Below are 24,313 nucleotides of genomic sequence, written 5' to 3' on the forward strand. Positions count from 1 at the left end.
GGGGCTCCGCGCACAGGGATCAACGCTCGGTGAGCGCGTTCTGCTTGGCTTTCATCACAGGTTTGAGGATATAATCGAGTACCGTTTTCTTGCCGATGATGATGTCCGCCACCACGATCATGCCCGGGATGATGGGCAGGACTTCGTTATTGTGGCGGATGGCCGTCTCGGTGGTACGGACTTTGACGAGATAATAAAAATCGCCCTTCTTGTCTTCGATGGTATCCGCGCTGATGGACTCCAGCTTGCCCGGCAGACCGCCGTAGATGGAAAAGTCATAGGCCGATACCTTGATCATCACGTCCTGCCCGGGCCGCAGGAAGGCGACGTCCTGCGGGCGGACGCGCACCTCCACCAGCAGGGTCTCATCCATGGGGACGATATCCATGATGGCCTCGCCCGGCTTGACCACACCGCCCACCGTATTGACCAGGATCTGCTTGACACTGCCTCGCACGGGGCTGCGGACCTCGGTCCGGGTCACGCGGTCGCCACCGGCCGTCAGGGACTCCCGCACGGAGCCCAGCTCCGTACGGCGTTTATTGATCTCCTGACTGATGGTCAGCTGCTCCTCGGCCACGCGGCTGCCGATACGTTGCCTGGCTTCATCCATCATGGCCTGGGTCTTGGGGATGGCGGCGGCCAGCATGTCGATCTCGCCCTGGGTCTGGATGACCTTCTGTTCCAGCCCCAGATAATCCATGCGGGAATAGTTGTTGCGCTGTACCAGGCGCTTGGCCGTATCCCTCTGTTCGGTCTCCAGCACCAGGCTGCCGTCCAGCTGTTTCTTGCGTGCCAGCTGCTCCGCCACTTCGCTCTGGCGCTGGGCATACTGGGCCTCCAGCATGGAAAGTTCCGCCCGCAGCTTTGAACTTTGCGCCTTCCAGGTATTCAGCTGGTCATCGACGATCTGACGGCTGCGTTCCACCAGGACGGCGTCCGGCTCTTCCCCCAGGATCTCCGTCAAAAAGGCAGGCAGGTCCGTGGGGAATTCCGGCGTCTCGTCCCGCAACATGGCCTCCAGGCGCATGATGGCCAGATGATGTTCCACCAGCTTGTAGCGCGCATCCCGGTAGGAACTTTCCGCCATGACGTTTTCCAGCTGAGCCACGGTCTGCCCTTTTTCCACGATCTCGCCTTCCCGGACGAGGATGGCCTGCAGGATGCCGCCTTCCAGATTGGAGACGGACTGGGTACGCCGGGAGCCCACCACGGAGCCATCGGCATGGGTCACTTCGTCGATGGGGGCCCAGGCCGCCCAGATGATCAGCACCATCAGCAGCAGGGCCACGGAAACGGACAGCGCGCGGGCCGTGAAGGAAGGACGGCGCGAAAGGGCCGCGTCCACTTCGCTGGCATAATTGATGTCATCCAGCATCAGGCCGTTCAGGGGCGCATCCAGAGCGGCGAACAGTTCCTTGCGCGTCATGGGCTGCTGTTTGCCCGCGGCAGCCGAAGCCTGGCTGAAATGCTCGCGCAAACACTCCGCCACACCGGTCCGTGGCTGCTGCTCCCGCTCGGCATCGCCCACGAAGATCAGGCGCAACAGCCACCAGAGCCTGGCGAGCAGGGATGCTTTCCGCGGGGATGGCGGCGTCTCCGGCGGCAGTGCGGCAAAAATGTCGCCCAGCGGAGCGGCTTGCGGCCGCTTTTCATCCTGCGGCACGGAATCAGGCTTACGCTCGTCCATCTTTTCCCTCCTCTGCGGCTGCGGGCCGGGAAGCGTCCTTGCCTCTGGCGGCGCCGGAGGTCCTGGCCGCCGCGGCGCTGGCACTGTCGCGTAAACGCTTCAGGATGGCATCGCGCGGGCCGAACATGCGCAACCTGCCGTTGTCCATGACGGCCAGCTTGTCCACCATGCGCAGCATGCTCAGGCGGTGGGTCACGAGGATCAGGGTCCTGCCCTGGGAAACAGCCGCCAGACGCTGCTGCAAGCGCTGCTCGGAATCCGTGTCCATATTGCTGGTCGGTTCGTCCAGGATCAGCACCTCCGGATCACGCACCAGAGCGCGGGCCAGGGCCACCGCCTGTCGTTGGCCGCCGGAAAGGGCCTTGCCCTGCTCGCCGACCTGGGCGGCAAAGCCCGCGGGATTGTTGCGGACGAAGTCCGTCACCCCGGCAAGGGCCGCCGCACGGAACACCAGATGGTCGTTGATGGTGGGATCGCCCAGGACGATGTTCTCGCGGATACTGCCGTAAAACAGGATCACATCCTGCGGCAGGACCCCGATACGACCGCGCAGCTCCGTCGTCGGCAGCTGCCGCAGATCCACATCCCCGAATTTGACGCTGCCTTTCTGCGGCTGATAAAAACCCGTCAGCAGCTTGGCCAAGGTACTTTTCCCCGAGCCCATGGCCCCGATGATGCCGATGCGGTCCCCGGGATTGATGCGCAGGCTCACGTCCTCCAGGGCGAGGCTCATGGAATTGGGATAGGCAAAGGAGACGTTCTCCACAGTGAAGGAAGGCTGCAGCTCGCCGAAATCCATGCAGGAGCGCTCCGACTGGTTCTCAGACGGCAGCTCCATGAGCAGGTCCAAGGCCTGCAGGGCGACGCGCGAATTCTGCAGGCGGGTCAGCAGGGCCGCCAGCTGCATCAGGGGAGCCATGGTCCGTCCCACCAGGATGTTGCAGCCGATGAGGGCCCCCATGGTCATCAGACCTTCCGAAATCCGGTAGACGCCCCAGATGACCATGCTCACGGTGACCAGATGGGTCACCAGCGTGGAGGCCGTCACCGCCAGGCTGCTGTAGCGGCGCGCCTCTGCCGTGGATTTGGCGGAAAGCCCCACTACGGCTTCCCACAGGCGCTGCATCCGGCTCTCGGCCTGGCATGCCTTGATGGTCTCCAGCCCGTTGACCATCTCCACCAGCAGGGCGTTCTTCTGCATGTTCTGCTTGTAGCTCTGCTCGGCGCAGCGCCGCGCCGCCGTCTGCAAGAACAGCCCCAGTCCGATGAGGATGGGCATGGCCGCCAGAGGCAGGAAGACCAGCGGCCCCGCGATGAAGGAGATCAGCAGCAGGAAGATGACCAGGAAGGGGACATCGATGCAGGCCAGCAGGGACGAGGAACTGAAAAATTCTCGTAACTGCTCGAATTCACGCAAATTATTGACAAGAGACCCGGTGGACTCCGGCTTGCTCTCCAGCCGCATGGTCAGGACTTTGTCCACCAGATTGCTGGAAAGCACGATATCCGCATTGCGGCCTGCCACGTCCACGAAATGCGTCCGCAAGGCGCGCAGCAGAAAATCGAACAGATAGATGATGACGATACCGGAGGCGAGGACCCACAATGTTTCGATGGCATTGTTGGGCACGACCCGGTCATAGACGTTCATGACGAACAGGGGACTGGCCAGGGCGATAAGGTTGATGATGACGCTGGCCAGCGCCACATGCCGGTAAATGGGCGCGTAATAGCGCAGCACGTCCCAGAACCAGCGTTTGCCCCTGACCAGACGCAATTTTTCCACATGCTCCTGCGGACGGCCGGGAACCGCCACATACAGAGCATAGCCGCTGTACTCCTCCTGCAACTCCTCCAGAGGCACCAGCTGGCTGGTACTCTCCGTTTCCGGGAAAATGACCTCGGCCCGGGCCTGTTCCCCACTCTCGTCCGCGTCAGTCTGCTCCGCGGTGCTCTGCCCTCCCCGCTCCAGGCGTGTCAGCACGCAGCTGCGATTCCCGGACAGGAGCAGGATGCAGGGCAATGTCAGGTTGGAGAGATCGGCCAGACGGGGCCGATACAGGACGCTGCCCGTCAGGCCCGCCTTACGGGCCACGCGCAGGCAGGCCTGCGCCGAGACCGTGCTGCCCGAAAGGCCGGCAAGCAGGAATTGCGGTGAAAGCGCCTTGCCACGCAGGCGGCATAGTGTCGACAGGCTGCACAACAGCGGCGGCATGAAATCGACATCAGAGGGACGCAAGCCTCCGGCCGCCATTTCCGGACCTCTCTGGGCCCCAGATCCGTTTTCCGACATACAGTATCCTTGATAAGCGCGCTGCAGGGGACGATGGAACGGCAAGACACGATCGCCATCGACGCCCTCTCCCGCGAGGCTGTCCGCCTGCGGGCAAGGAACGATGTCCCGCCGATGTCTTCCACCCTATGAAGCGGCACGATCCAAGCCCACCACCTGAGGGGGCGGCTTCCCGGGGACCGGCCCCGACCGCTTCTGCCGGCACGGCCATGCGCGGCCGCAGATCAACTCAATCGTCGAAGCGCGCTGTGCGACATGATTCATGGAGGACTCCATATAAGCATCTTTTGCCGGGCTCGGCAACTTCTTCGTCCAAAGAAGGAGCTGTCTCCAGCGGGGCTGTCGCGACACTTTCGGCAACCAGAGAACGCCAGCCTCCGCTCAAGGTCCACAGGGCGGGGACCACCGGGCCACTTCCCGCCCCGTTGAGAACAACATCATTCCGCTCTTTCCCCATCGTCTTTTCATCAGGGCGACGCTGCCGGGCAGCCCTCCAGGCAGGCTCCGCGCAAAAGCTGCGCACCTGCGTAGACGTCCGCCCGGCGTCTGGAACCTCGACAATGCACGAGGACCGGGGTATGCTGTTGGCTCCGATCATCACTTTCCCGGCGGTCGTCATGTCTCCTGCATGTCCCAGCCCTGCCCCCCCTACGGGGCGCCAGCCTCGCGGGCTCCCGGTCAAAAGCCCGCATCCGTACCTGCGAGCGGCAGTCTGCGCGCTTGCCCTGTGCCTGGCTGTGCTCCTCTGCCCGTTGCCGGCCCTGGCGGACGGCCCAGCCCTGTTCGGCACAGTGGAGTTCCGCCGGCCGCTCGACAGCCTGCCCGCCTGGGCGGAAGTCCGCCGCATGAACGAACTGGAACCCATCTTTCGCGAAGGCAAGGTGTTCACCCGCACGGCCACCTGGGATACTTTCAGGCAGGGCGCCAAAGGCAAGCAGGGCATGGAACTCTTGCGCTATGTCAATTCCTTCTGGAACCGCTTTCCCTATCGCGAGGACATGGCCAACTGGGGCAAGGCCGACTACTGGGTCTGGCCGAATCTCTTTCTTAAAAAATCAGGCGATTGCGAAGACTACGCCATCACCAAATATTTCACGCTCAAGGAGCTGGGCATGGAGACGGACAAATTGCGCATCGTCGTCCTGCGGGACACCCTGCGCCGTCTTTCCCATGCCGTACTGGCTGTCTATCTGGACAACGACATCGTCATTCTGGACAACATCAGTAACGCCATCCTGCCCCAGGGACGCCTGCGACACTACGTCCCGCAGTTTTCCTTCAACGAGAACGCACGCTGGGCCCACATGAAAGGCAAAAAAACAAACGAGTAGCCCATGTCCATCCCATCTCCTGCCCTTCCTGCCGAGCCGCATCCCGTCATAAGCAAGCGTCTGGGCATCAGTCTCAGCTTTGTCCTCTTCGTGCTGGTCCTGCTGCTTTCCTGTGCCCTGTGTTCCCTGCAGGCCGACAGGGCGACCCAGGAGATCCTGGCGGACAAAAACCGTTTCCTGCTCTCCAGGATCGACACCATGCAGATACGACTGCAGAACTGGCGACGGCAGATGCTGGAACAGACCAATACGCTGGCCCACTCCGAAAGCATCCGTCTGTTCGCCGCCGATATGGCCCGATTGCCGCCCGCCCTGCTGGGCAGCTCTCCCGCGCCGGACGGCCCGGAACCGGACCCCGACCAGCAGTCCCTGCTGGATCAGCGGGAGTACATGCAGCGGCTGCTGGCCGACATCACCGCGCACAATGATGTCGAGCGCATCCGCATCTTCCTGCCTGACGGGCGCAAGATCGTGGACAGCACCACCCATGCCGGCGACGGCCATGAAGATGCCCGTCTGGCCGCTCAGGCCATGACATCCCGGACGCTTTCCTTTGGCGCCATCCACTCGCATGACGGTCACTTTGCCCTGCAGGCGGGCGCTCCCCTGTTCGAGATCAGCGGCAGTGACAAGCCCCGCGTCGTCGGCTGCCTGCTGCTGTGCTTCACCATGGACAAGGCCCTGCGGAGCGTCCTGCAGGATGAGGCATGCCAGCTTGAGCTAGTGGACCTCTCCCCCGGCCGGAGCAGCGTCCTCCTGCTGCAGGACGACGGGCTGCTCCAGCTGCCCCTCCGCACGGACATGGACGACGCCCATTCCCTGGATTTCAAGAAGCGCCCCGCCATGGACGGCGACACAGCCGTCTATTCGCTGGGCCACATCTCGCCCCTGCCCAGCACGCTCATGCTGGTGGCGGCCCTGCCCGCCGCCCCCATCGATCAGGAACTCCGGCAAAAATCATTACAGATTTATGGCATCGGCCTGTCGGTCAGCCTGGGTGTGGGCCTGCTGCTGGCCTTCGGCCTCTCCTGCCTCGTCGGCCGTGCCCACCGGGCTTCGGCCGCCTATTTCAAGACATTGTACACCATCATCCGCGGCCAGAAGCAGGTCCTGGACAGCATCAATGACTCCATGCGGTTGGGCCTCGTCCTCTTCAGCGCTGCCGAGGGGGTACGCATCTTCAATCCCGAATTTTCCCGCATCTGCGGCGCCACGCCGCAGTCGGAACTGACCGGCAGGACGCCGCAAGAACTCTTTCCCGAAGAGGCCGCCCGCAAACTGCAGGAAGGGATCGAATGCAAGATCAAGGATCCTTCCTTTGACGGCGTGGAGCTGGCCCTGCCCGGCACAGACGGCAAGGAACACCTCTACCGCGTCTCGCTCTACGTTTTTCTGGACACTCAGGAGCAGAGTGCGGCAAAGGATACGGCTGTCGTTGCCATATTCAAGGATATCACCCGCTTCCGCCGGCAGGCGCGCCAGGCACAGGAACGCCAGCGCAACCTCATGGAGGCCCTGGTGCGCGCCGTGGAAAATGTGGACCCCAATCTGGTGGGCCATACCCGGAAAATGCGCCATGTGGCTGAACTGCTGGCCCGGCACATGGCGCTGGACAACACTGCCGTCACCAGCCTGCGCATGGCTTCCCAGCTCTCGCAGATCGGCAAGATCTTTGTGCCGCATCATCTGCTGCGCAAAAGCGGCAAGCTCACCGCCGAGGAACAGCAGGCCGTGCTGCGCTCCTCGGAATATGCCTTCCGCGTGCTGGAAGGGATCAACTTCGGTCTGCCTGTCCCCGAGATCCTGCATGACATGAACGAAAAATTCGACGGCAGCGGTCCCCGTGCCCTGAGGGGGGAACAGATCAATCCCCATGCGCGGCTGCTGTCCATCGTCAACGCCTTCTGCTCCATGGTCAGCGACAGGGCGTACCGGCCGGGCATGCCCATTGCCAGGGCGCTGGATATCCTGACGGCCAGCAGTGCCTTCGATCCCGATATCGTCCGCAGCTTGCGCTCGATCCCCGAAACCGACCTGGAGGCGGCGCTGTCCGGTGACGATGACACGCCCCGTCCGAATAGGTCGTGTGCCACAAGATGACATATCGTACCCCCCTGTGGCAGCAGCGCATGTGCCCCGGTATTTCTCGCCAGGGGAGGTTCGCTTTTTGACATCCCCGCCACAACTGGCGTATATTTACCTCAAACCCGGATCGGCCGTCAGCGCAAAAAAGACGCCGGTTCTGCCTTGCCCGCCCTGCAGCTTTCGCGGATGCAGCGGCCCTCATCCTCTACGGTCTCCGCGGATATGTTCATCTTTCCCGATCGAGGAGAATATATGAAGTTCCAGTTTGACCGTCCTTCCTGCCAGAACCTGCGCAAGGCCCTCCGCAAGGAGTGGCTGGAAACGAACGGCCTGGGGGACTATGCCTCCAGTTCGCTGGTGTGCTGCAATACGCGCAAATATCACGGCCTGTTCGTTGCAGAGCTGGACAAGCCCGCAGGACGCCATGTACTGCTCTCCACGCTTGAAGAATCCCTGCTCATGGCGGGAAGGGAGTTCTATTTCTCCTGCCGCAAGCATCCGGGCCTCTATTTCCCGCGCGGACATGAATACATGCAGGCGGCGTCCGTGGGCCTCTGGCCCACCTTCCGCTATCGCTTCGGCGACGTCACCCTGACGCGCGAGCTCATGCTGCTGCCGGGGCGCCATGTGCTGCTGATACGCTACAAGGCCAGCATCGCCAGCCCCGAGACACCGCCCCTGCGTCTGCGCATCAAGCCCTTGCTGGCCTGCCGCAACATGCATTCCGTCGTCCGGGCCCATGAGGATATGGACAAGACCGCATCGCCGACCCTGTTCGGTATCTCCGTCCGGCCGGATGCACAGCTCCCCGCGCTCTTCCTGCAGCTGGACAGTCCCTTCACCTGGCAGGCAGCGCCTGACTGGTATTATAATGTCGAGTACCTCGTGGAACAGGAGCGCGGCTTTGCTTTCCAGGAAGACCTGTTCATGCCCGGCGTTTTCGAGGTGGATCTTGCCCCCGGACATGCCGTCTATCTCACCGTGTCCACGGAAAGCCTGCAAAAAGAACACAACCGTCACGAATTTGACAGCCTGTGGCAGGCGGAGAGCCGGCGGCGTCTGGAGGAAGAAGCCGCGGCCGATACCCTGCAAAAGCATCTGGCCCGCGAAGGCCAGCGTTTTTTGACGAGCACGCCCGGCAGCGGCAGCACCACCGCCGACAGCATCGTGGCCGGCTATCACTGGTTCGGCTCCTGGGGGCGCGATACCATGATCGCCCTGCCCGGCCTGACCTTCTTCGCCGGTCGCCAGACCCTGGGGGAAGAGATCCTTGGCCGGACCAGCGCCGCCATGCGCGACGGACTCATCCCCAATGTCTTTTCCGCTGACGGGAAGCATGCCTACAATTCCGTGGATGCGTCCCTCTGGTATGTCTGGGCCGTGCAGATGCTGCTCCAGGCGGCTCCCGACCGGCTGGCTTTCGTGAAGGAACACTGCTGGCCTGCCATCCGGGAGATCATCCGCGCCTATGGCAGCGGAGAGGTGCCCTTCGTGCGCCCGGATGTGGAAGGCTTCCTCAATGTGGGGGACGAACACACCCAGCTCACCTGGATGGATGCCGTCGTCAACGGCCAGCCCGTCACGCCGCGCCACGGCCAGCCGGTGGAAATCAGTGCCCTGTGGTACAATGCCCTGGCCTTTGCGGACCAGCTTGCCAAATCTTTCGACGAGCCCCAGTGGCAGAACAGTGTCGACCAGCGGGACCGCATGCGCACCGTCTTTGTCCACCGGCACTGGGTCACAGAGTACCGGGGCGACTATCTGGCGGATGTCTGGCGCGATGGCGAGCGGGACATACGCGTGCGCCCCAACCAGCTTTTTGCCGTCTCCCTGCCCTTCCCCATCCTGGAGGAAGACAACTTTGCCGCCGTGGTCTCGCGTGTGCGCCAGTGCCTGCTGACCTCATGCGGGCTACGTACCCTGGCCCCCAGCGCCAGCGATTACTGCTCCCTGTACGAAGGCGGCCCCGAAGCACGCGACCGGGCCTATCATCAGGGCACCGTCTGGCCTTGGTTGCTGGGCGCCTACGGGGACGCCCTGCTGCGGGCGGCCTGGGATGAACAGGGGGCGGCATATGGCCTGCTGCAGACCCTGACGCCCCTGTTCGGCAGCCATCTGGGCGGCGCCGGCATCGGCTCCATCTCCGAGATCTTCGACGGTGATCCGCCCCATCTGCCCAATGGTTGCATCGCCCAGGCCTGGAGTGTGGCGGAATGCCTGCGGCTACTGAAAAAACTGGAAAAAGTTGCCCCCCAGGTCTATGTGCAGTGGGAAGCTGCCCTGCTGCAAGGAGGCAGGTAATGCGCGTCCTCATGTTCGGCTGGGAATTTCCTCCCTTCAAAAGCGGCGGGCTGGGAACAGCTTGCCAGGGCATGGCTACAGCACTGGCCAAGAAAGGCACCGAGATCTTCTTTGTCCTGCCGCGGGCCGAGAGCGAACGGCCTGTCCATCTGCAGGACGGCCTGACCATGCTTTCCGCGTCGGGGACCAGGGTGCGCACCAGCACGTCCCGTATCCACTATGAGGATGACGTGCGCGAACACTGGCACCAGCGGCAGTACACGGAAACGGTCTCCGGATTTCGCAAGGAGATCGATGAGATCTGGCGCGAGAAGCTGCATCTGGAATATGTCGACTCGCCCTTGCGTCCCTATCTGAACAGCGAAAGCTATCTTCGCGAACACCGGGAGCTGCAGCGGCTGCTCTCCAGCAAACGCCTGGCCGATCCGACCCTGCGCACAGTGCTGCAGCAGGAAGGGCCGGAATATGAGCACTGCCTGCGCGAGCTCACGGAAGATCAGGAACAGTGCGAGACGCTGACCCTGCACGGCGGCTACGGGGAAGACCTGATGAGCGAGGTCTACCGCTATGCCTGCGCGGCGGCCATCATCGCGCGGCAGCGGGATTTCGACGTGATCCACGTCCACGACTGGATGACGTATCCCGCCGGCATGCTGGTGAAGAAGCTGACGAGCAAACCGCTGGTGGCCCATATCCACGCCCTGGAGCATGACCGCAGCGGCGACAATCCCAACCGCACCGTGGCCGGTATCGAAAAAGCGGGCATGGAAGCCGCGGACCGTGTCGTGGCCGTGAGCCATTACACCAAGCAACAGGTCATGGAACAATACGGCATCCCCGACGAAAAGATCTCCGTGGTGCACAATGCCGTTTCGCGCAGCGATATCCACAAGGACGTCGCCATCCCCGAGCGCTGTCTGCATGAAAAACGGGTCCTGTTCATGGGCCGCGTCACCTATCAGAAGGGACCGGACTACTTCGTGGAAGCCGCCAAGCTGGTGCTGGACCGTCTGCCCCATACGCGTTTCATCATGGCGGGCAGCGGCGACATGCTGCCCAATATGGTGCGCCGCGTGGCCAACCTACGCATCGGTGACCGCTTCCATTTCACGGGCTTCCTGCGCAATGGCGAAGTGGACCGCATGTACGCCATGAGCGATCTCTACGTCATGCCCAGCGTGTCCGAACCCTTTGGCATCGCCCCCCTGGAAGCCATGGCCTACGACGTGCCCGTGCTCATCTCGCGGCAGTCCGGCGTGGCGGAAGTGGTGCGCAATGCCATCAAGGTGGACTTCTGGGACGTGAAGGAAATGGCCAACAAGATCTGCGCGCTGCTCGCCTACCCTCTGCTGGCCGCCGAGGAAGTACGCAACTGCCGTGAAGAACTGAAGAACATCCGCTGGGAAAACGCCGCCACGAAGCTGCGCATCATCTATGACCAGCTTGCTGCGGGGAGGATATGACATGTCCGCTATCTGCTTTTATTTTCAGGTACATCAGCCCTACAGGCTGCGTCACTATACGTTTTTCGACATTGGGGCCAACTCCTGGTACGAGGACGAAAACGCCAACTGCGGCATCATGCTCAAAGTGGCACGCAAGTGCTACCTGCCCATGAACGATCTGCTGCTCAAACTCATCCGGCGCCATGAGGGCCTGTTCAAAGTCAGCTTTTCCATCTCCGGGACGGCGCTGGATCAGTTCGAGACCTATGCGCCGGAGGTCATCCAGAGCTATCGGGAACTGGTGTCCACCGGCTGCGTGGAACTTTTGTCGGAGACCTACAACCACTCGCTGTCGTTCCTCTATTCTCCCGATGAATTCAAGGAGCAGGTCCGGCTGCACGATGACCGTATCGAGGAGCTGTTCGGCGTACGGCCTACATCCTTCCGCAATACCGAGCTCATCTACAACAACGCCCTGGCCCGCACCATCGAGGAAATGGGCTACAAGGCCATCCTGGCGGAAGGCGCCGACCATGTGCTGGGCTGGCGCAGCCCCAATTTCGTCTACAGGCCTGCCGGCTGCGAACGCCTTTGCCTGCTGCTCAAGAATTACCGCCTCTCGGACGATATCGCCTTCCGCTTCTCCAATCACGAGTGGCCCGAATTTCCCCTGACGGCCGACAAATTCGCCCAATGGGCCCAGGCCTCCGGCGCTGCCGGGGACATCATCAACCTGTTCATGGACTATGAGACCTTCGGTGAGCATCAGTGGGAGTCCACAGGCATCTTCCAGTTTATGGAAGCCCTGCCGCAAGTCCTGCTCTCCCTGCCTGACTTCAGCTTCGTGACCCCCACCGAAGCGGCGGAACGCTTCCACCCGGTGGCCAAACTGGATGTGCACAACTTCATGTCCTGGGCGGATGCCGAACGCGATCTGACCGCCTGGCTGGGCAACGACATGCAGCAGGATGCCATCACTGCGGTCTACCGCCTGGAGGAACAGGTACGGGCCAGCGGCAGCGCCGACCTGCTGCGTACCTGGCGTCGTCTGCAGACGTCCGACCATTTTTACTATATGTGCACCAAATGGTTTGCCGACGGTGACGTCCACAGCTATTTCAATCCCTACGGCACGCCCTATGATGCCTATATCAACTACATGAACGTGCTGGCCGACTTTGGCCTGACGCTGGAGTCCGCACACCGCGCGTGACCGGCACGGCAACAAACGAATCAGTTATTCTGGAGAATCAAGGAGTCCACTCCCCATGCCACATGATCTGTCCAATGCGACCCTCTTCGAAGTCAGCTGGGAGGTCTGCAACAAGGTCGGCGGCATTTATGCCGTCGTCAGCAGCAAGATTCTGGAAGCCCTGGCCGCCTTTGGCGAAAATTATTTTCTCCTGGGCCCCGACCTGGGCAACAACGCTGCCTTTGAAGAAACCGATGAACCCTGCTGGCTGGAACTGCGGCAGGAGACCGAACGTCGCAATTTGAGCTGCCGTTTCGGCCGCTGGAACATTCCCGGTCGACCCAAAGTCATCCTGGTCGGCTACCGTGACCGCTATGACCAGAGCCAGCTGCTGTTCTCGCTGTGGAACAGTTACGGCGTGGATTCCATCTCCGGCGGCTGGGACTATGTGGAACCGGTCATGTTCAGCACGGCCTGCGGCGAAGTCATCGAAGCGGCCTGCAAAGCGCTGAAGCTCCCCGAAAACGGCCCGGCCCTGGCCCACTTCCATGAATGGATGTGCGGCGGCGGCCTGCTCTACCTCAAGAACAATGCGCCCCATGTGGGCACGGTCTTCACCACCCATGCCACCATGCTGGGCCGTTCCATGGCCGGATCCGGCTTCGACATCTACAAGCAGATGCACCAGATCAATCCCAAGCATGAAGCCGGTGCCTACAACATCACGGCCAAATGCTCCATGGAGACCGCCTCCGCCCGTGAGGCCGACTGTTTCACCACAGTCAGCCGCATCACTGCGGATGAAGCGACGGTCTTCCTGGGCCGCACCCCGGACGTGCTGACCCTCAACGGTCTGGATATGCGTGTCATCCCGGATTTCAGCATCGACCGCGCTCCGGTCGAGGATGCACGAAAAAAAGTGCTGGAAGCCGCGGCACGCCTGCTGCGTCGCGATCTGCCCAAGGATACCCGGATTTTCATCATCTCGGGCCGTTACGAATTCCACAACAAGGGCATCGACATCTTTCTTGAAGCCCTGTCCAAGGTCAATGATGCCCTGAGCCAGTCCCAGTCCCATGTCCTGGCCCTATGTGCCGTCATGGGCGGGCACAGCGGCGTCAATGCCGATGCCGTGAGCGGCGATCCGGCCAAGCATCCCGGTCAGGGAGATTTCTGGATCAGCAGTCACCATGTCTATAACCAGCCCAACGACTCCATCCTCACCGCCTGCCAGCGCCTTGGCCTGGATAACAGACCGGAAAACCATGTGCAGGTCATCTTCGATCCGGCGCAGCTCGATGGCAATGACGGCTTCCTGAACATGCCGTATGCCGAAGTGCTGGCTGCCTGCGACCTGGGCGTCTTTCCTTCCTGGTATGAACCCTGGGGCTATACGCCGCAGGAAAGCGCCGCGCATGCCGTTCCGACAGTGACCTCGGACCTGGCCGGTTTCGGCATGTGGGTACGCGCCAGCCGGCAGGAAAAGAAGGGCGTCAGCATCATCTGCCGTCGCCAGACTTCCTATGAGGAAAGTTCCGCCAGCCTGCGTGACGTGCTGCTGCAGTATGCGACCCTGCCTGAAGCGGGCATGCAGGAATGCCGCACGATGGTGCGCAGTGTGGCCGAAAGCTGCTCCTGGGAGCAGTTCTTCCCCTATTATGAACAGGCCTACACCCTGGCCCTGGACAAGGCCCGGCAGCGCAGCGAACAGCACGGTGTCAGCAGCGCGACCCTGACCCGCATCCTGGCGGCCACCATGTCCACCACGCCCAACCTGCACAGTTTCACGGCTCTGACCTCCTTGCCGCCGGCCATAGGACGCCTGCGCGAACTGGCCCATAATCTGTGGTGGAGCTGGCATCCCGAATGCCACCATCTGTTCTCGGCCCTCAATGAGGAGGAGTGGGAGCGCAGCAACCACAACCCCATCGCCACGCTGGAAAAAGCCACCCGGGCCCGCCTGATCATCGTGGCCCATGAGCAGGCCTACCTGCGTTTGTACAAAAAGACCATGGAGGCCTTTGATGCCTACATGTCCGTAGAGCCCCAGAGCTTCGGTCCGCTGACTCCCCAGCACCCCCTGGCCTATTTTTCCACGGAATACGGTCTGAGCGAATGCCTGCCCATCTACTCGGGCGGTCTGGGCGTCCTTTCCGGCGATCACTTGAAATCGGCCAGCGACCTCAATCTGCCCCTGGTGGCTGCGGGCCTGCTGTACAAAAACGGCTACTTCCGGCAGGTCATCGACAAGACCGGCGGCCAGACCGCCATCTATCCTGAAAATGATTTTTCCGTACTGCCTGTGGAGCAGGTCAAGGATGAAGACGGGAAACCGCGGGAAATCTTCCTTCAGCTGCCGGGACGCCGTCTGCATGCCCAGATCTGGCTGGTGCGCGTAGGCCGCATCAAGCTCTTTCTGCTGGATACGGATATCCCGTCCAATACGGCTGAAGACCGCAAGATCACGGCCCGTCTGTACGAGGCGGATCGTGACATCCGTTTGCGGCAGGAGATCCTGCTGGGCATGGGCGGCGTGAGCATGCTGCGGGCCTTGGGCATCCGGCCGGCCGCCTACCACATGAACGAAGGGCATTCCGCCTTCCTGATCTTTGAACGCATCCGCCTGTTGATGCAGGAACGGGGGCTCTCCTTTGCCGAAGCCGCGGAAGTGGTACGCAGCAGCAACCTTTTCACTACCCACACGCCTGTGGATGCGGGCAATGAACGCTTCTCCCTGGCCAGCATGGAGGCCTATTTCAAGCCCTATATCCAGACCGTGGGCATCAGCTGGCAGACCCTGGTCAATATGGGACGATTTGAAGGGAGCGAGCGCAATATCTTCGAGATGACCGTGCTGGCCCTCAAATACTCCATGAAGGCCAATGGCGTCAGCGCCCTGCACGGCATCGTCTCCCGCCACATGTGGCAGGAAGGCTGGAAAGGGGTCCCCATGACGGAGATACCCATCTTCCATGTGACCAACGGTATCCATGTCTCGTCCTATGCCGGCCCGGCCATGCGCCCCCTGCTGGAAAAGAGCCTGGGACAGAACTGGCAGGAACTGAAGCCCGATGCCCAGCAGTGGACATGCATTGCCGACATCCCTGATGCGGACCTTTGGGCGGCGCGTCAGGCGCAGAAGAAGCATCTTTTGGACTTCATCCGCGCCAAGCTGCCCGCCTTTTTCCAGAAATTCGCCATTTCCTATGAGCAGCAGCAGGAGATGACGGCCCGCCTGACGCCCGACACCCTGGTGATCGGCTTCGCCCGCCGCTTTGCGCCCTACAAGCGCGCCACCCTGCTGTTTGCCGACGTAGACCGGCTTGCCCGCATCCTGGAGAAAGCGGGGCAGCCTGTCATCTTCGTCTTTGCCGGCAAGGCCCACCCTGCGGATACGCAGGGCATCGGCCTGATCCGCGAGGTCTTCCAGCATATCCTGTCACCCCGCTTCTTCGGCAAGATCTTCTTCATCGAAGACTACAGCCTGGCTGTTTCCCGTTTGATGGTGCAGGGCTGCGATGTCTGGCTCAACAACCCGCGCCGCCCCTATGAGGCCTGCGGTACGAGCGGCCAGAAGATCAGCGTCAACGGCGGCCTTAACCTCAGCGTGGCCGACGGCTGGTGGTGCGAGGGCTACAACGGCACCAACGGCTGGACCATCGGCCCTGTCGTGAGCCGGGATACCCTGGGTCCCGAACAGAGCGACTATGATGATGCGGCCTCCCTGTACTCCCTGCTGGAAGACAAGGTGATCCCGCTCTACTTTGAACGTGATTCGGAAAAGCTGCCCCATAACTGGCTGCTGCGGGTACGCAAGGCCATGCAAACGCTGATCGCCCAGTACAGTTCCCACCGCATGCTGCTTGACTACCTCTTGGACTACTACATCCCGGCGGCGACCAGTCACCAGGAGATGCGCAGCAACCACTACACGCTGGCTCGCCACCTCACACGCTGGAAGCGGGATGTCAGTGCCCGCTTCAGTTCCGTGCAGATGGATACCATCCGCATCGAAGGCATCAAGGAAGACAGCCTGCTGGACGGACAATCCCTGCATGTGGAAGTGATCGTCCATCCCGGCAATATGAAGACCGAAGAACTGCTGGTGCAGCTGGTGGCCGGTCCCGGCGACGGTACAAACTTTACGGAAACGCCTGACGTGGTGGAAATGCAGGTGGAAAAAGAAGCCGACAACGGCGCTCTGACCTTTGTTTGCGAATATGCCCCCACCCGCAGCGGCGTTCATGTCTACGGCGTACGTGTCATGCCGTACACCGAAGGGCTTTCTTCGCCGCTGGAGACCCGGCTCGTCCTTTGGGGATGATCCGGCCCTGATTCGAGCCTTGCCAAAAGGGGATGCCGTTCCGCGGCATCCCCTTCTTTATGCCCTGTAAAAAAGGTACCTGGCCGACATGAACTGCTGGCATCAAGACAGGCTTTTGGGATCACTGCCCTTCCTATCGTGCAGCAGCCGTCCGCCGCCCGTCTGGCAAGCTATGGTGTTGCGGACTGGCCTGTACAGACGGTGAAAATCGCCGGCATGACCTCGGCATGCTTGCCCCGGCGCCCGCGGGAGTGCCCCACAACACAGAACCAGGCTTTTTCAAGCGTGGAGAGAGGCCAGTCTCCCCCTGCTCCAGAGGGGACCTTATCCCGCAGGATACGTTCGTGCTGCGCTCACCAGACATCTTGGTGGATCCTGTCCTCCACACGGATGACTTTCTGCGTGCAACGATGTGCATTTTCCGCTGCATAACCGATGGCCAGGAAGCAGATGAATTCATATCCCGCAGGCGCGTTGACGAGCCGTTTCACATGTTCCGCTTCATTGCCGATGGGGATACGAAAGGCGCAGGCCAGCCCTTCCGCTGTCGCCGCAAGCAAGATGTTCTCCAGTGCAGCCCAGGCAGAGGCAAAGTAGTTCAATGAACTCTGGTCTGCAGGCTGGCACAGGGGATAGTCCTTCTGCCGGAAAAAAGGCAGTACAAGACAATTGCTCTGAAGAAGCATGCGCTGCTGCTTGGGCAGGGCATCCACGAACATGGCGTACTCATCCATGTCCATACCGTCTGCCGACGCCTCCAGGCTCGCCTGCTGCAGGCGTTGCGTATTGTGTGCCACCGGAGCGATCAGACGGGCGATCTGCTCGCGGCCGCGTACCACCACGAACTCGAACTGGCGCAAATGATCATTGCTGGGAGCCTTGAACGCGGCATTCAAAACTTTTTTCAGCACTTCCCCGCTGACTTCCCGGTCGGAAAAATCACGGATCGTGCGCCTCTTTTCCAGAACTTCGTAAAATTCCATGGGAACGTACCTCACTGATGGCTGCCTGCCATTTTTTCCAGTAAGGATACCCTATTTTTTGTCGAATTCTTGCATTATTGTCACAAAAACTTGTTTCAGATTCATAATCTGTGCGAAAAATACAGGGACAGATTGCCATGGACGAAACGATCACTCCCTACGAACTGCCCGATACGACGAATCATTCCTTCTTTTTTTTAGAGGTCCGCATTCCCCCTGCCGTAGAGGCAAAACTGCACCGGCACGATGCCTGGGAACTGCTGTGCGTCATACGCGGCTACGGCAAGAGGACGGCAGGCGATACGGTCCAGACCTTCACAGCGGGCGATGTGGCCCTGATACCGCCCGGCATGATCCATCGCTGGGCATTCGCCCCTGATTCCATTGATGCGGACGGGCATGTGCATTACCTGATGGTGGCCTTCAGCCATGGTTTTGTTGAACGCTGCCTAGAGATGTTCCCCGAAGTACGCAATCGGCTGCGGGACGTTTCCTTCCCTCCTCATGCCCTGCACTTTATGGCGAAAAGTGCTGCGACGCTGCGCAACAGACTGCTGCGCATGCGCGTGCCGGACGAACTGGAACGCCTGTGCGAGATGCTGCGTCTGCTGCCGGAATTGTTCACCGCCGCGGATCATAGCCTTGCCGGCAAGCCGATGCGTATCGAACGTGACGTGCAGCGCATGCAGCAGATCTGCACCTATGTGATGCTGCACTACACGCACCCCATTTCCTTGAACGATATCGCCGCCGAGGCCGGCATGAACCGCAGTGCATTCTGCTCTTGGTTCAAGCGCTGCAAGGGCATGACCTTTTCACAGTTTGTGCGCCAATACCGCCTACATACCGCATGTGAACTTTTGAAAAGTTCAGACAAGCACATCTCCGAGATCTGCTACCTGGTCGGCTTCAACGACCTGCCGCACTTCGTGCGTGCATTCAAACAGCATATGGGGGTATCGCCATCGCGCTATAGGGAACAGCTGACTCACGGATAATCATATCCCTTGTCCAGACAGAGAGGACGAACATCAGCTCCCAGGAATCAGCTGCCTATTTCCCGGGAGTTTCTCAGGCGCATAGGCACATCACGAAAGTCCGTTTGTTTCATCAGGAAAACTTACCGCTTTTTTGGAAAATCAAAAAGTATGCCGGATATCCTCTAACGCCCGGAACGCAAAGGACCGGCCAGAGCTTCTGGCCGGTCCTTGTGCTCAATGCTGCCGGAATTCCTTGTAACTGATACCGTGTTTTTTCATGCGCAGGGCCATGACGCGCTCGGTGAGCCCCAACGCCTGCGCCGCATGGCCCATGTGCCCCTTGTGGCGGGCAAGGGCTTCCGTGATGCAGGCCCGCTCCAGTTCATCCAGGCGATCCTGCAGGGTGCCGGTGGTGGCGCAAATCTCGCCCTGCCTGCCGGGCCCCGACAGCCCGAACGGACAGTGCGTGCTATGCAGTTCCCGGGGCAGATGCTGGGGCAGGATCAGTCCCTCCTGCCCCACCAACAGTACGGCCCGTTCCATGACGTTCTCCAGCTCGCGGATATTGCCGGGCCAGTCATAACGCTGCAGCATGTCCATGACGGCCAGCGAGATGCGGATGCCGGAACGGCCGTTGGCCGCGGCATACTTGTCCGCAAAATAGGCCGCCAGCGGCTGGATGTCGTTCTGGCGCTCACGCAGGGGCGGCATGTGAATGGGAAAAACGTTCAGGCGGTAGTAGAGATCGCGGCGGAATGTGCCTTCCTCCACCATGCGGGAGAGGTCCCGGTTGGTGGCCGTGATGATGCGCACGTCCACGGCCAGGGTCTCCGTACCGCCGAGGCGCTCGAAGCAACGCTCCTGCAGCACGCGGAGCAGCTTGGCCTGGATCATGAGGGAAAGCTCGCCCACCTCGTCGAGAAAGAGCGTGCCGCCGTCCGCCAGCTCAAAACGGCCCTTCCGCATGCCCGAGGCTCCGGTGAACGCCCCCTTCTCATGGCCGAACAGTTCGCTCTCGATGAGGTTCTCCGGCAGGGCCGCGCAGTTCAGGGAAATGAACGGCCCGGTGTTGCGTTTGCCGGCGGCGTGGATGGCGTGGGCGGCCAGCTCCTTGCCGGTGCCGCTCTCGCCACAGAGCAGTACGGTGGTGGTGGACGGCGCCACCTGGGAGATCTGTTCGTAGACAAGGCGCATGGCATCGGAATTGCCTACGAAACCATGTGGACGCAGCGGTGCGGACAGGGCGTTGCGCAGGCGCATGTTCTCTTCGATGGCCGCGATGCGCTCATCCATGACGTGCTGCCGCGCCCTGGCCGCATGGGCGATCATGGACGCGATGATGGTCAGGACGCGCTCGTCTTCCTCAAGTGTCACGGCATCCGCGAAGACACGGTCCACCGACAGGGCGCCCAGGACGTCATCCTCGAACTTGATGGGCACACAGATGAAGGCGATGGCGTCTTTTTGCAGATCGCGGGACCGGGTCCGGTTCAGGAAGATGGGGCTGTCCGAGACGTTGGACACCACCATGGGCTGGCCGCTCTGGATGACGCGCCCCGTGACGCCCTCCCCGAGCGCGTAGTGTCCACGCCTCTGCTCGGCAGGATTCAGGCCGTGCGCCACCTCGATGCGGATTTCGCCGGTATGGGGCGAAACAAGGGTGATCATGCCCCGCATCATATGCAGGTGCCGGGCCATGAGCTTGAGCGTGGCTTCCAGGCTGTGGCTGATGTCCTTGGAATGGTCGATGACCTGGGAAATATCGAACAGCAGCCGCAGCTCGTCCACCGTTTCGCGCACCTGCCCGCGATGCCGGGGCAACAGCGGAGAAGGACAGGAGGCGGCGTCCTCCTGCCCGGACGTTGCAGACGTCATGGGCGGGGTCGTGTCGTGCTTCATGCCAAAAACCTCTTTCCTGCCGACGGCACCGCTCCCGCGGCAGGTCCCGGGCAGGCTCATACGCCCTTGCACCGTCTGCCGGGCGGACGGCGATTCCGGGGCACGGCAGAAGCGGCCAGGACGGCCGATGGGGCAGCAGGCCCCGGCTTCCCGAAACAGACAAAAAAAGCGGCCGGCTTTGACAGCCAACCGCTTATTTTTGCTATGGTGCGCCCGAAGAGATTCGAACTCCTGGCCTACAGGTTCGTAGCCTGTTGCTCTATCCAGCTGAGCTACGAGCGCATGTTTGAAACATTACGTTACCCGGCTTTGGCAGTCAAGCAAAAACTGACCTGACCGGTATCCGCTCTACTGGGCGTCGATGCCGTTGACAGCTCGGGACAGACGGGACAGCTTGCGGGCGGCCTTCTTCCAGTGCATGGCGCCCTTGCCGGCAGCCTTGGCCAGCACGGAAGCGGCAACGGTCAGAGCGCTGCTGGCCTGTTCCTTGTCATTGCCCTGGATGGCGGCGCGCACGGCCTTGACGGCGTTCTTCACGCGGGTACGGGCAGCGCGGTTGCGGGCGGCGTGTTTCAGGCTCTGCTTATGACGCTTGATGGCAGACTTATGGTTAGCCACGGTATTCCTCCGATATTTTGGCCTGCTATGCAGGTATAGTGCCTTCGTGTGAAGACGGATTTTTAGCAGAGCATGGCATATCTGTCAAGCTCTGTGGCCAGATTGGCGCATTTTCATGGAAGGGCACCGCCCTTCCACAGCCTAGATCTGCAGGGCGGCGAAATCCGCCAGCCGCGCGAAGCGGGTACCCAGGGCATTGAGCATGGCCAGACGATTGGCGCGCAGGGCCGCATCGTCGCACATGACCATGACGCCGTCGAAGAAGGCATCCACCACGGGACGGACTTCCAGAAGCGTCTTGAGGGCGGCGGTGTGGTCACCGCTCTGCCACAGGCTGTCCAGACGCGGCAACAGATCGGTCAGGGTAGCGGCCAGGGACTTTTCGGCCTCTTCGTGCAACAAGTCAGCCTGCCAGACGGCGGCAAGCTGTTCAGCCGCGCCCTGCTTGCGCACGATGTTGGCCACACGCTTGAAGGTCTGCACGGCCTCGGCATAACCGGCTTCCCTGCTGAAACGGGCAAGGGCGGCCAGCCGGGCCCCGCACTGGCAGACATCGGCCACGCCGGCCCCCAGGGCGGCATCCACCAGCAGGCTGTCCTCGCCGCGATTCTGCCAGTAATTGCGCACACGTCCGGCAAAGAAGTCCAGCAGCTTGTCCAGGGCTTCCTGCGGCGCCAGCTTCCAGGGGCGGTCGCCGTAGAGCTCGTGGGCGCGGGCGAACAGCTGGCGGATATCGAAACGCAGATCGAATTCCAGGGCGATGCGGATAATGCCCAAGGCACAGCGGCGCAGGGCGTTGGGGTCGGCGGCGCCGGTGGGGATCATGCCCAGACCGAAGCAGCCCACCAGGGTGTCGGCTTTGTCGGCCATGGACAGCAGCGCGCCGCACAGGCTGGCGGGCACGGGACTGTCGGGACCGGCGGGCAGGTACTGCTCGCGCAGGGCCTGGGCCACCACCGGGCTCTCGCCCTTGCGCCCGGCGTAGATGCCGCCCATGATGCCCTGCAGGGTATCGAACTCGCCCACCATGCCGGTCACCAGATCGGCCTTGGACAGACGCCCGGCACGGGCGGCGTCCTCGGCAGCCACCTTGCCCTGGCTGACGTTCTCGGCCAGCCAGCGGCAGAGTTCTTCCAAGCGGCGGGTCTTTTCGCCCATGGTGCCCAGACGGCCGATGAAGATGACATGATCCAGCTTTTCCAGCCAGTGATCGAAATCATCGCGCAGATCGGAATGCCAGAAGAAGCGGGCGTCCTCCAGGCGGGCGCGCAGCACGCGCTCCCAGCCGTGCTTGACCAGGCTCATGTCCTCGGGGGAGATGTTGAGCACGGTCAGGAAATGCGGCATGAGGCTGCCGTCGGCGGCTTCGATGCCAAAACTCTTCTGGTGGCTCTCCATGCTGGTGAGCAGCACTTCGCGGGGCACTTCCAGATAGGAAGGATCGAAATCGGCCAACAGGGGCACGGGATGTTCGGTCAGGCCCTGCACTTCGTCCAGCAGGCCGTCGCGCCACAGCACCTTGCCGCCCATGGCGGCCGCCTGGGCGTTGCCGCCCTCCACGATGATCTTGCGGCGTTCGGCGGCGTCGGACGTCAGGCCGCCCTTTTCCGCCAGCACGGCCAGCAGCTCATCGGCATGGGCCACGCTGAAGGGGCCATGCCCGTGGATGCGGTGGCCCATGGTCTCACGGCCGGAAGCCACGGGGCCCACGGTGAAGGGCACCACGGCATCGTCCAGCAGGGCTACGATCCAGCGCAGGGGACGGGCATAGGCCAGGCTGTTGCTGCCCCAGCGCATGCGCTTGCCGAAAGGCAGGGACGTAATGACGGCGGGGCAGATCTCCGCCAGCAGATCGGCCACGGCAGCGCCGCCGATGCGTTTGCGCACGGCCACATACTCGCCCTTTTCGGTGGTGATGCGGTAGACATCCTCCACGCTCACGCCATTGGTGCGCGCAAAGCCTTCCAGGGCCTTGCTGGGTTTGCCGTCAGCGGCATAGGCCACCCGCACAGGCGGGCCGGCGATCTCTTCTTCACGCTCCCGCTGCACGGGGTTGACGTCTTCAATGATGACAAGGGCGCGGCGCGGCGTGCTCATGGTGCGCAGGGCACCGTGCTCCACGCTGGCTTCCTGCAGGGCCGCCGTGAAACGGGCGGCCAGTTCGGCTTCTTCGCCGGCCAAAAAACGGGCAGGCAGTTCTTCGCTGCCAATTTCAAGCACAAAGGTAGCCATGCCTTACCTCGCCTCGGTGTTGAGCATCGGATAACCCAGTTCTTCACGCTGGGCCACATACAGTTTGGCCACACCGGCCGCCAGAGCGCGCACCCGGCCGATATAGCCGGCGCGTTCCGTGATGGAGATGGCGCCGCGTGCATCCAGCAGGTTGAAGGCGTGGGAACACTTGAGGCAGTAGTCATAGGCGGGCCAGGGCAGGTTCTGCTCCAGCATGGCCTTGCACTGGCCTTCAAAATCATTGAAATGACGCAGCAGCATCTCGGGATCGCTGGCCTCAAAGTTGTGTTTGGACTGCTCCACTTCGTTCTGGTGGTAGATGTGGCCATAGGTCACATTTTTGTTCCATTTCAGATCGTAGACGGATTCCACGCCCTGCAGGTACATGGTCAGGCGTTCCAGACCATAGGTCAGTTCCACACTGACGGGGTGCAGGTCGATGCCGCCCACCTGCTGGAAATAGGTGAACTGGCTCACTTCCATGCCGTTGAGCCACACTTCCCAGCCCAGGCCCCAGGCGCCCAGGGTGGGCGATTCCCAGTCGTCCTCCACAAAGCGGATATCATGCTGGGCGGGATTGATGCCCAGGGCGTGCAGGCTTTCCAGATACAGCTCCTGCACGTTGGCGGGCGAAGGCTTCATGATGACCTGGAACTGGAAATAGCGCTGCAGGCGGTTGGGGTTCTCCCCGTAACGGCCGTCCGTGGGGCGGCGGCTGGGTTCCACATAGGCCACGCTCCAGGGTTCCGGCCCCAGCACGCGCAGAAAGGTGTTGGGGTTGAACGTCCCCGCCCCGCATTCCACGCCTGAAGGCTGTTCCACGACACAGCCCTGCTCCGCCCAGTAGCGTTGCAGGGTAAGGATGACATCCTGAAAATACATGTGCAGTCCTTTTTTAACACATTTCGGCACGACGCGACGCTCGCGTCAGCTACGGCGC

The 24,313-nt window shown here is 61.8% G+C and carries 14 protein-coding genes and 1 tRNA gene; 7 read left to right on the top strand and 8 right to left on the bottom strand.

Annotated elements, in window-relative coordinates; genetic code table 11:
• Positions 1-19 precede the first annotated feature (19 nt).
• Positions 20-1,690: an HlyD family type I secretion periplasmic adaptor subunit gene (locus Q1X76_RS00610; RefSeq protein ID WP_300717437.1), complete on the bottom strand. Its 1,671-nt coding sequence runs from the start codon at positions 1,688-1,690 to the stop codon at positions 20-22.
• Entirely contained in the window at positions 1,677-3,929 is a 2,253-nt protein-coding gene (locus Q1X76_RS00615; protein ID WP_300717438.1) for a type I secretion system permease/ATPase, read from the bottom strand. The genes Q1X76_RS00610 and Q1X76_RS00615 overlap by 14 nt, the downstream gene beginning before the upstream one ends.
• Before the next feature lie 899 nt (positions 3,930-4,828).
• On the opposite strand from Q1X76_RS00615, the gene Q1X76_RS00620 reads away from it, so the two are divergent.
• The 6 genes from Q1X76_RS00620 to glgP all read left to right on the top strand — a co-directional run bounded on the left by Q1X76_RS00620 (position 4,829) and on the right by glgP (position 16,661).
• On the top strand, positions 4,829-5,314 hold the full coding sequence (locus Q1X76_RS00620) for a transglutaminase-like cysteine peptidase (protein WP_300717439.1): 486 nt from the start codon (positions 4,829-4,831) through the stop codon (positions 5,312-5,314).
• A gap of 3 nt (positions 5,315-5,317) precedes the next feature.
• Positions 5,318-7,414 carry an HD domain-containing phosphohydrolase gene (locus Q1X76_RS00625; protein ID WP_300717440.1) on the top strand — a complete coding sequence of 699 codons (2,097 nt, stop codon included), beginning with the start codon at positions 5,318-5,320 and terminating at the stop codon, positions 7,412-7,414.
• Between the two features lie 237 nt (positions 7,415-7,651).
• Entirely contained in the window at positions 7,652-9,700 is a 2,049-nt protein-coding gene (locus Q1X76_RS00630; RefSeq protein WP_300717441.1) for an amylo-alpha-1,6-glucosidase, read from the top strand.
• Positions 9,700-11,163 carry a glycosyltransferase gene (locus Q1X76_RS00635; protein ID WP_300717442.1) on the top strand — a complete coding sequence of 488 codons (1,464 nt, stop codon included), beginning with the start codon at positions 9,700-9,702 and terminating at the stop codon, positions 11,161-11,163. Before Q1X76_RS00630 ends, Q1X76_RS00635 begins: the two co-directional genes overlap by 1 nt.
• Position 11,164: 1 nt before the next feature.
• The gene (locus tag Q1X76_RS00640) at positions 11,165-12,358 is read left to right on the top strand and encodes a glycoside hydrolase family 57 protein (RefSeq protein ID WP_300717443.1); all 1,194 of its coding nucleotides are present in this window, start codon (positions 11,165-11,167) and stop codon (positions 12,356-12,358) included.
• Positions 12,359-12,413: 55 nt separating this feature from the next.
• Positions 12,414-16,661 carry an alpha-glucan family phosphorylase gene (gene glgP, locus Q1X76_RS00645; RefSeq protein WP_300717444.1) on the top strand — a complete coding sequence of 1,416 codons (4,248 nt, stop codon included), beginning with the start codon at positions 12,414-12,416 and terminating at the stop codon, positions 16,659-16,661.
• 353 nt (positions 16,662-17,014) lie between these two features.
• On the opposite strand, the gene Q1X76_RS00650 is transcribed toward glgP, so the two are convergent.
• Complete coding sequence (locus Q1X76_RS00650) at positions 17,015-17,644, bottom strand: nitroreductase family protein (RefSeq protein ID WP_300717445.1); 630 nt, start codon at positions 17,642-17,644, stop codon at positions 17,015-17,017.
• A gap of 137 nt (positions 17,645-17,781) precedes the next feature.
• Between Q1X76_RS00650 and Q1X76_RS00655 the strand changes: the two genes are divergently transcribed.
• Positions 17,782-18,642, top strand: coding sequence for an AraC family transcriptional regulator (locus Q1X76_RS00655; RefSeq protein WP_300717446.1), 861 nt, complete (start codon positions 17,782-17,784; stop codon positions 18,640-18,642).
• Positions 18,643-18,858: 216 nt separating this feature from the next.
• Here Q1X76_RS00655 and Q1X76_RS00660 read toward each other — a convergent pair whose 3' ends face one another.
• The 5 genes from Q1X76_RS00660 to glyQ form a co-directional block, all read right to left on the bottom strand.
• Positions 18,859-20,523 (bottom strand): sigma 54-interacting transcriptional regulator, encoded by a 1,665-nt coding sequence (locus Q1X76_RS00660; RefSeq protein ID WP_300717447.1) that lies wholly within the window; start codon positions 20,521-20,523, stop codon positions 18,859-18,861.
• Positions 20,524-20,728: 205 nt separating this feature from the next.
• Positions 20,729-20,805: transfer RNA gene (locus tag Q1X76_RS00665), tRNA-Arg, on the bottom strand.
• A 66-nt stretch (positions 20,806-20,871) separates the two neighbouring features.
• Positions 20,872-21,141 (bottom strand): 30S ribosomal protein S20, encoded by a 270-nt coding sequence (rpsT, locus tag Q1X76_RS00670; RefSeq protein ID WP_300717448.1) that lies wholly within the window; start codon positions 21,139-21,141, stop codon positions 20,872-20,874.
• A gap of 141 nt (positions 21,142-21,282) precedes the next feature.
• A complete protein-coding gene (gene glyS / locus Q1X76_RS00675; protein ID WP_300717449.1) occupies positions 21,283-23,373 on the bottom strand; it encodes a glycine--tRNA ligase subunit beta in 2,091 nt (696 codons plus the stop codon).
• Positions 23,374-23,376: 3 nt separating this feature from the next.
• Positions 23,377-24,255, bottom strand: a complete 879-nt coding sequence (glyQ, locus tag Q1X76_RS00680) for a glycine--tRNA ligase subunit alpha (protein WP_300717450.1) — start codon at positions 24,253-24,255, stop codon at positions 23,377-23,379.
• Positions 24,256-24,313: the final 58 nt, after the last annotated feature.

The sequence above is a fragment of the uncultured Desulfovibrio sp. genome, from assembly GCF_949282365.1.
GTDB lineage: Bacteria > Desulfobacterota > Desulfovibrionia > Desulfovibrionales > Desulfovibrionaceae > Desulfovibrio.

Coding starts and splice junctions, on each gene's coding strand:
- Q1X76_RS00610 (WP_300717437.1), bottom strand. CDS start 1,690: ATGGACGAGCGTAAGCCTGATTCCGTGCCGCAGGATGAAAAGCGGCCG.
- Q1X76_RS00620 (WP_300717439.1), top strand. CDS start 4,829: ATGAACGAACTGGAACCCATCTTTCGCGAAGGCAAGGTGTTCACCCGC.
- Q1X76_RS00625 (WP_300717440.1), top strand. CDS start 5,318: ATGTCCATCCCATCTCCTGCCCTTCCTGCCGAGCCGCATCCCGTCATA.
- Q1X76_RS00630 (WP_300717441.1), top strand. CDS start 7,652: ATGAAGTTCCAGTTTGACCGTCCTTCCTGCCAGAACCTGCGCAAGGCC.
- Q1X76_RS00635 (WP_300717442.1), top strand. CDS start 9,700: ATGCGCGTCCTCATGTTCGGCTGGGAATTTCCTCCCTTCAAAAGCGGC.
- Q1X76_RS00640 (WP_300717443.1), top strand. CDS start 11,165: ATGTCCGCTATCTGCTTTTATTTTCAGGTACATCAGCCCTACAGGCTG.
- glgP (WP_300717444.1), top strand. CDS start 12,414: ATGCCACATGATCTGTCCAATGCGACCCTCTTCGAAGTCAGCTGGGAG.
- Q1X76_RS00650 (WP_300717445.1), bottom strand. CDS start 17,644: ATGGAATTTTACGAAGTTCTGGAAAAGAGGCGCACGATCCGTGATTTT.
- Q1X76_RS00655 (WP_300717446.1), top strand. CDS start 17,782: ATGGACGAAACGATCACTCCCTACGAACTGCCCGATACGACGAATCAT.
- Q1X76_RS00660 (WP_300717447.1), bottom strand. CDS start 20,523: ATGAAGCACGACACGACCCCGCCCATGACGTCTGCAACGTCCGGGCAG.
- glyS (WP_300717449.1), bottom strand. CDS start 23,373: ATGGCTACCTTTGTGCTTGAAATTGGCAGCGAAGAACTGCCTGCCCGT.
- glyQ (WP_300717450.1), bottom strand. CDS start 24,255: ATGTATTTTCAGGATGTCATCCTTACCCTGCAACGCTACTGGGCGGAG.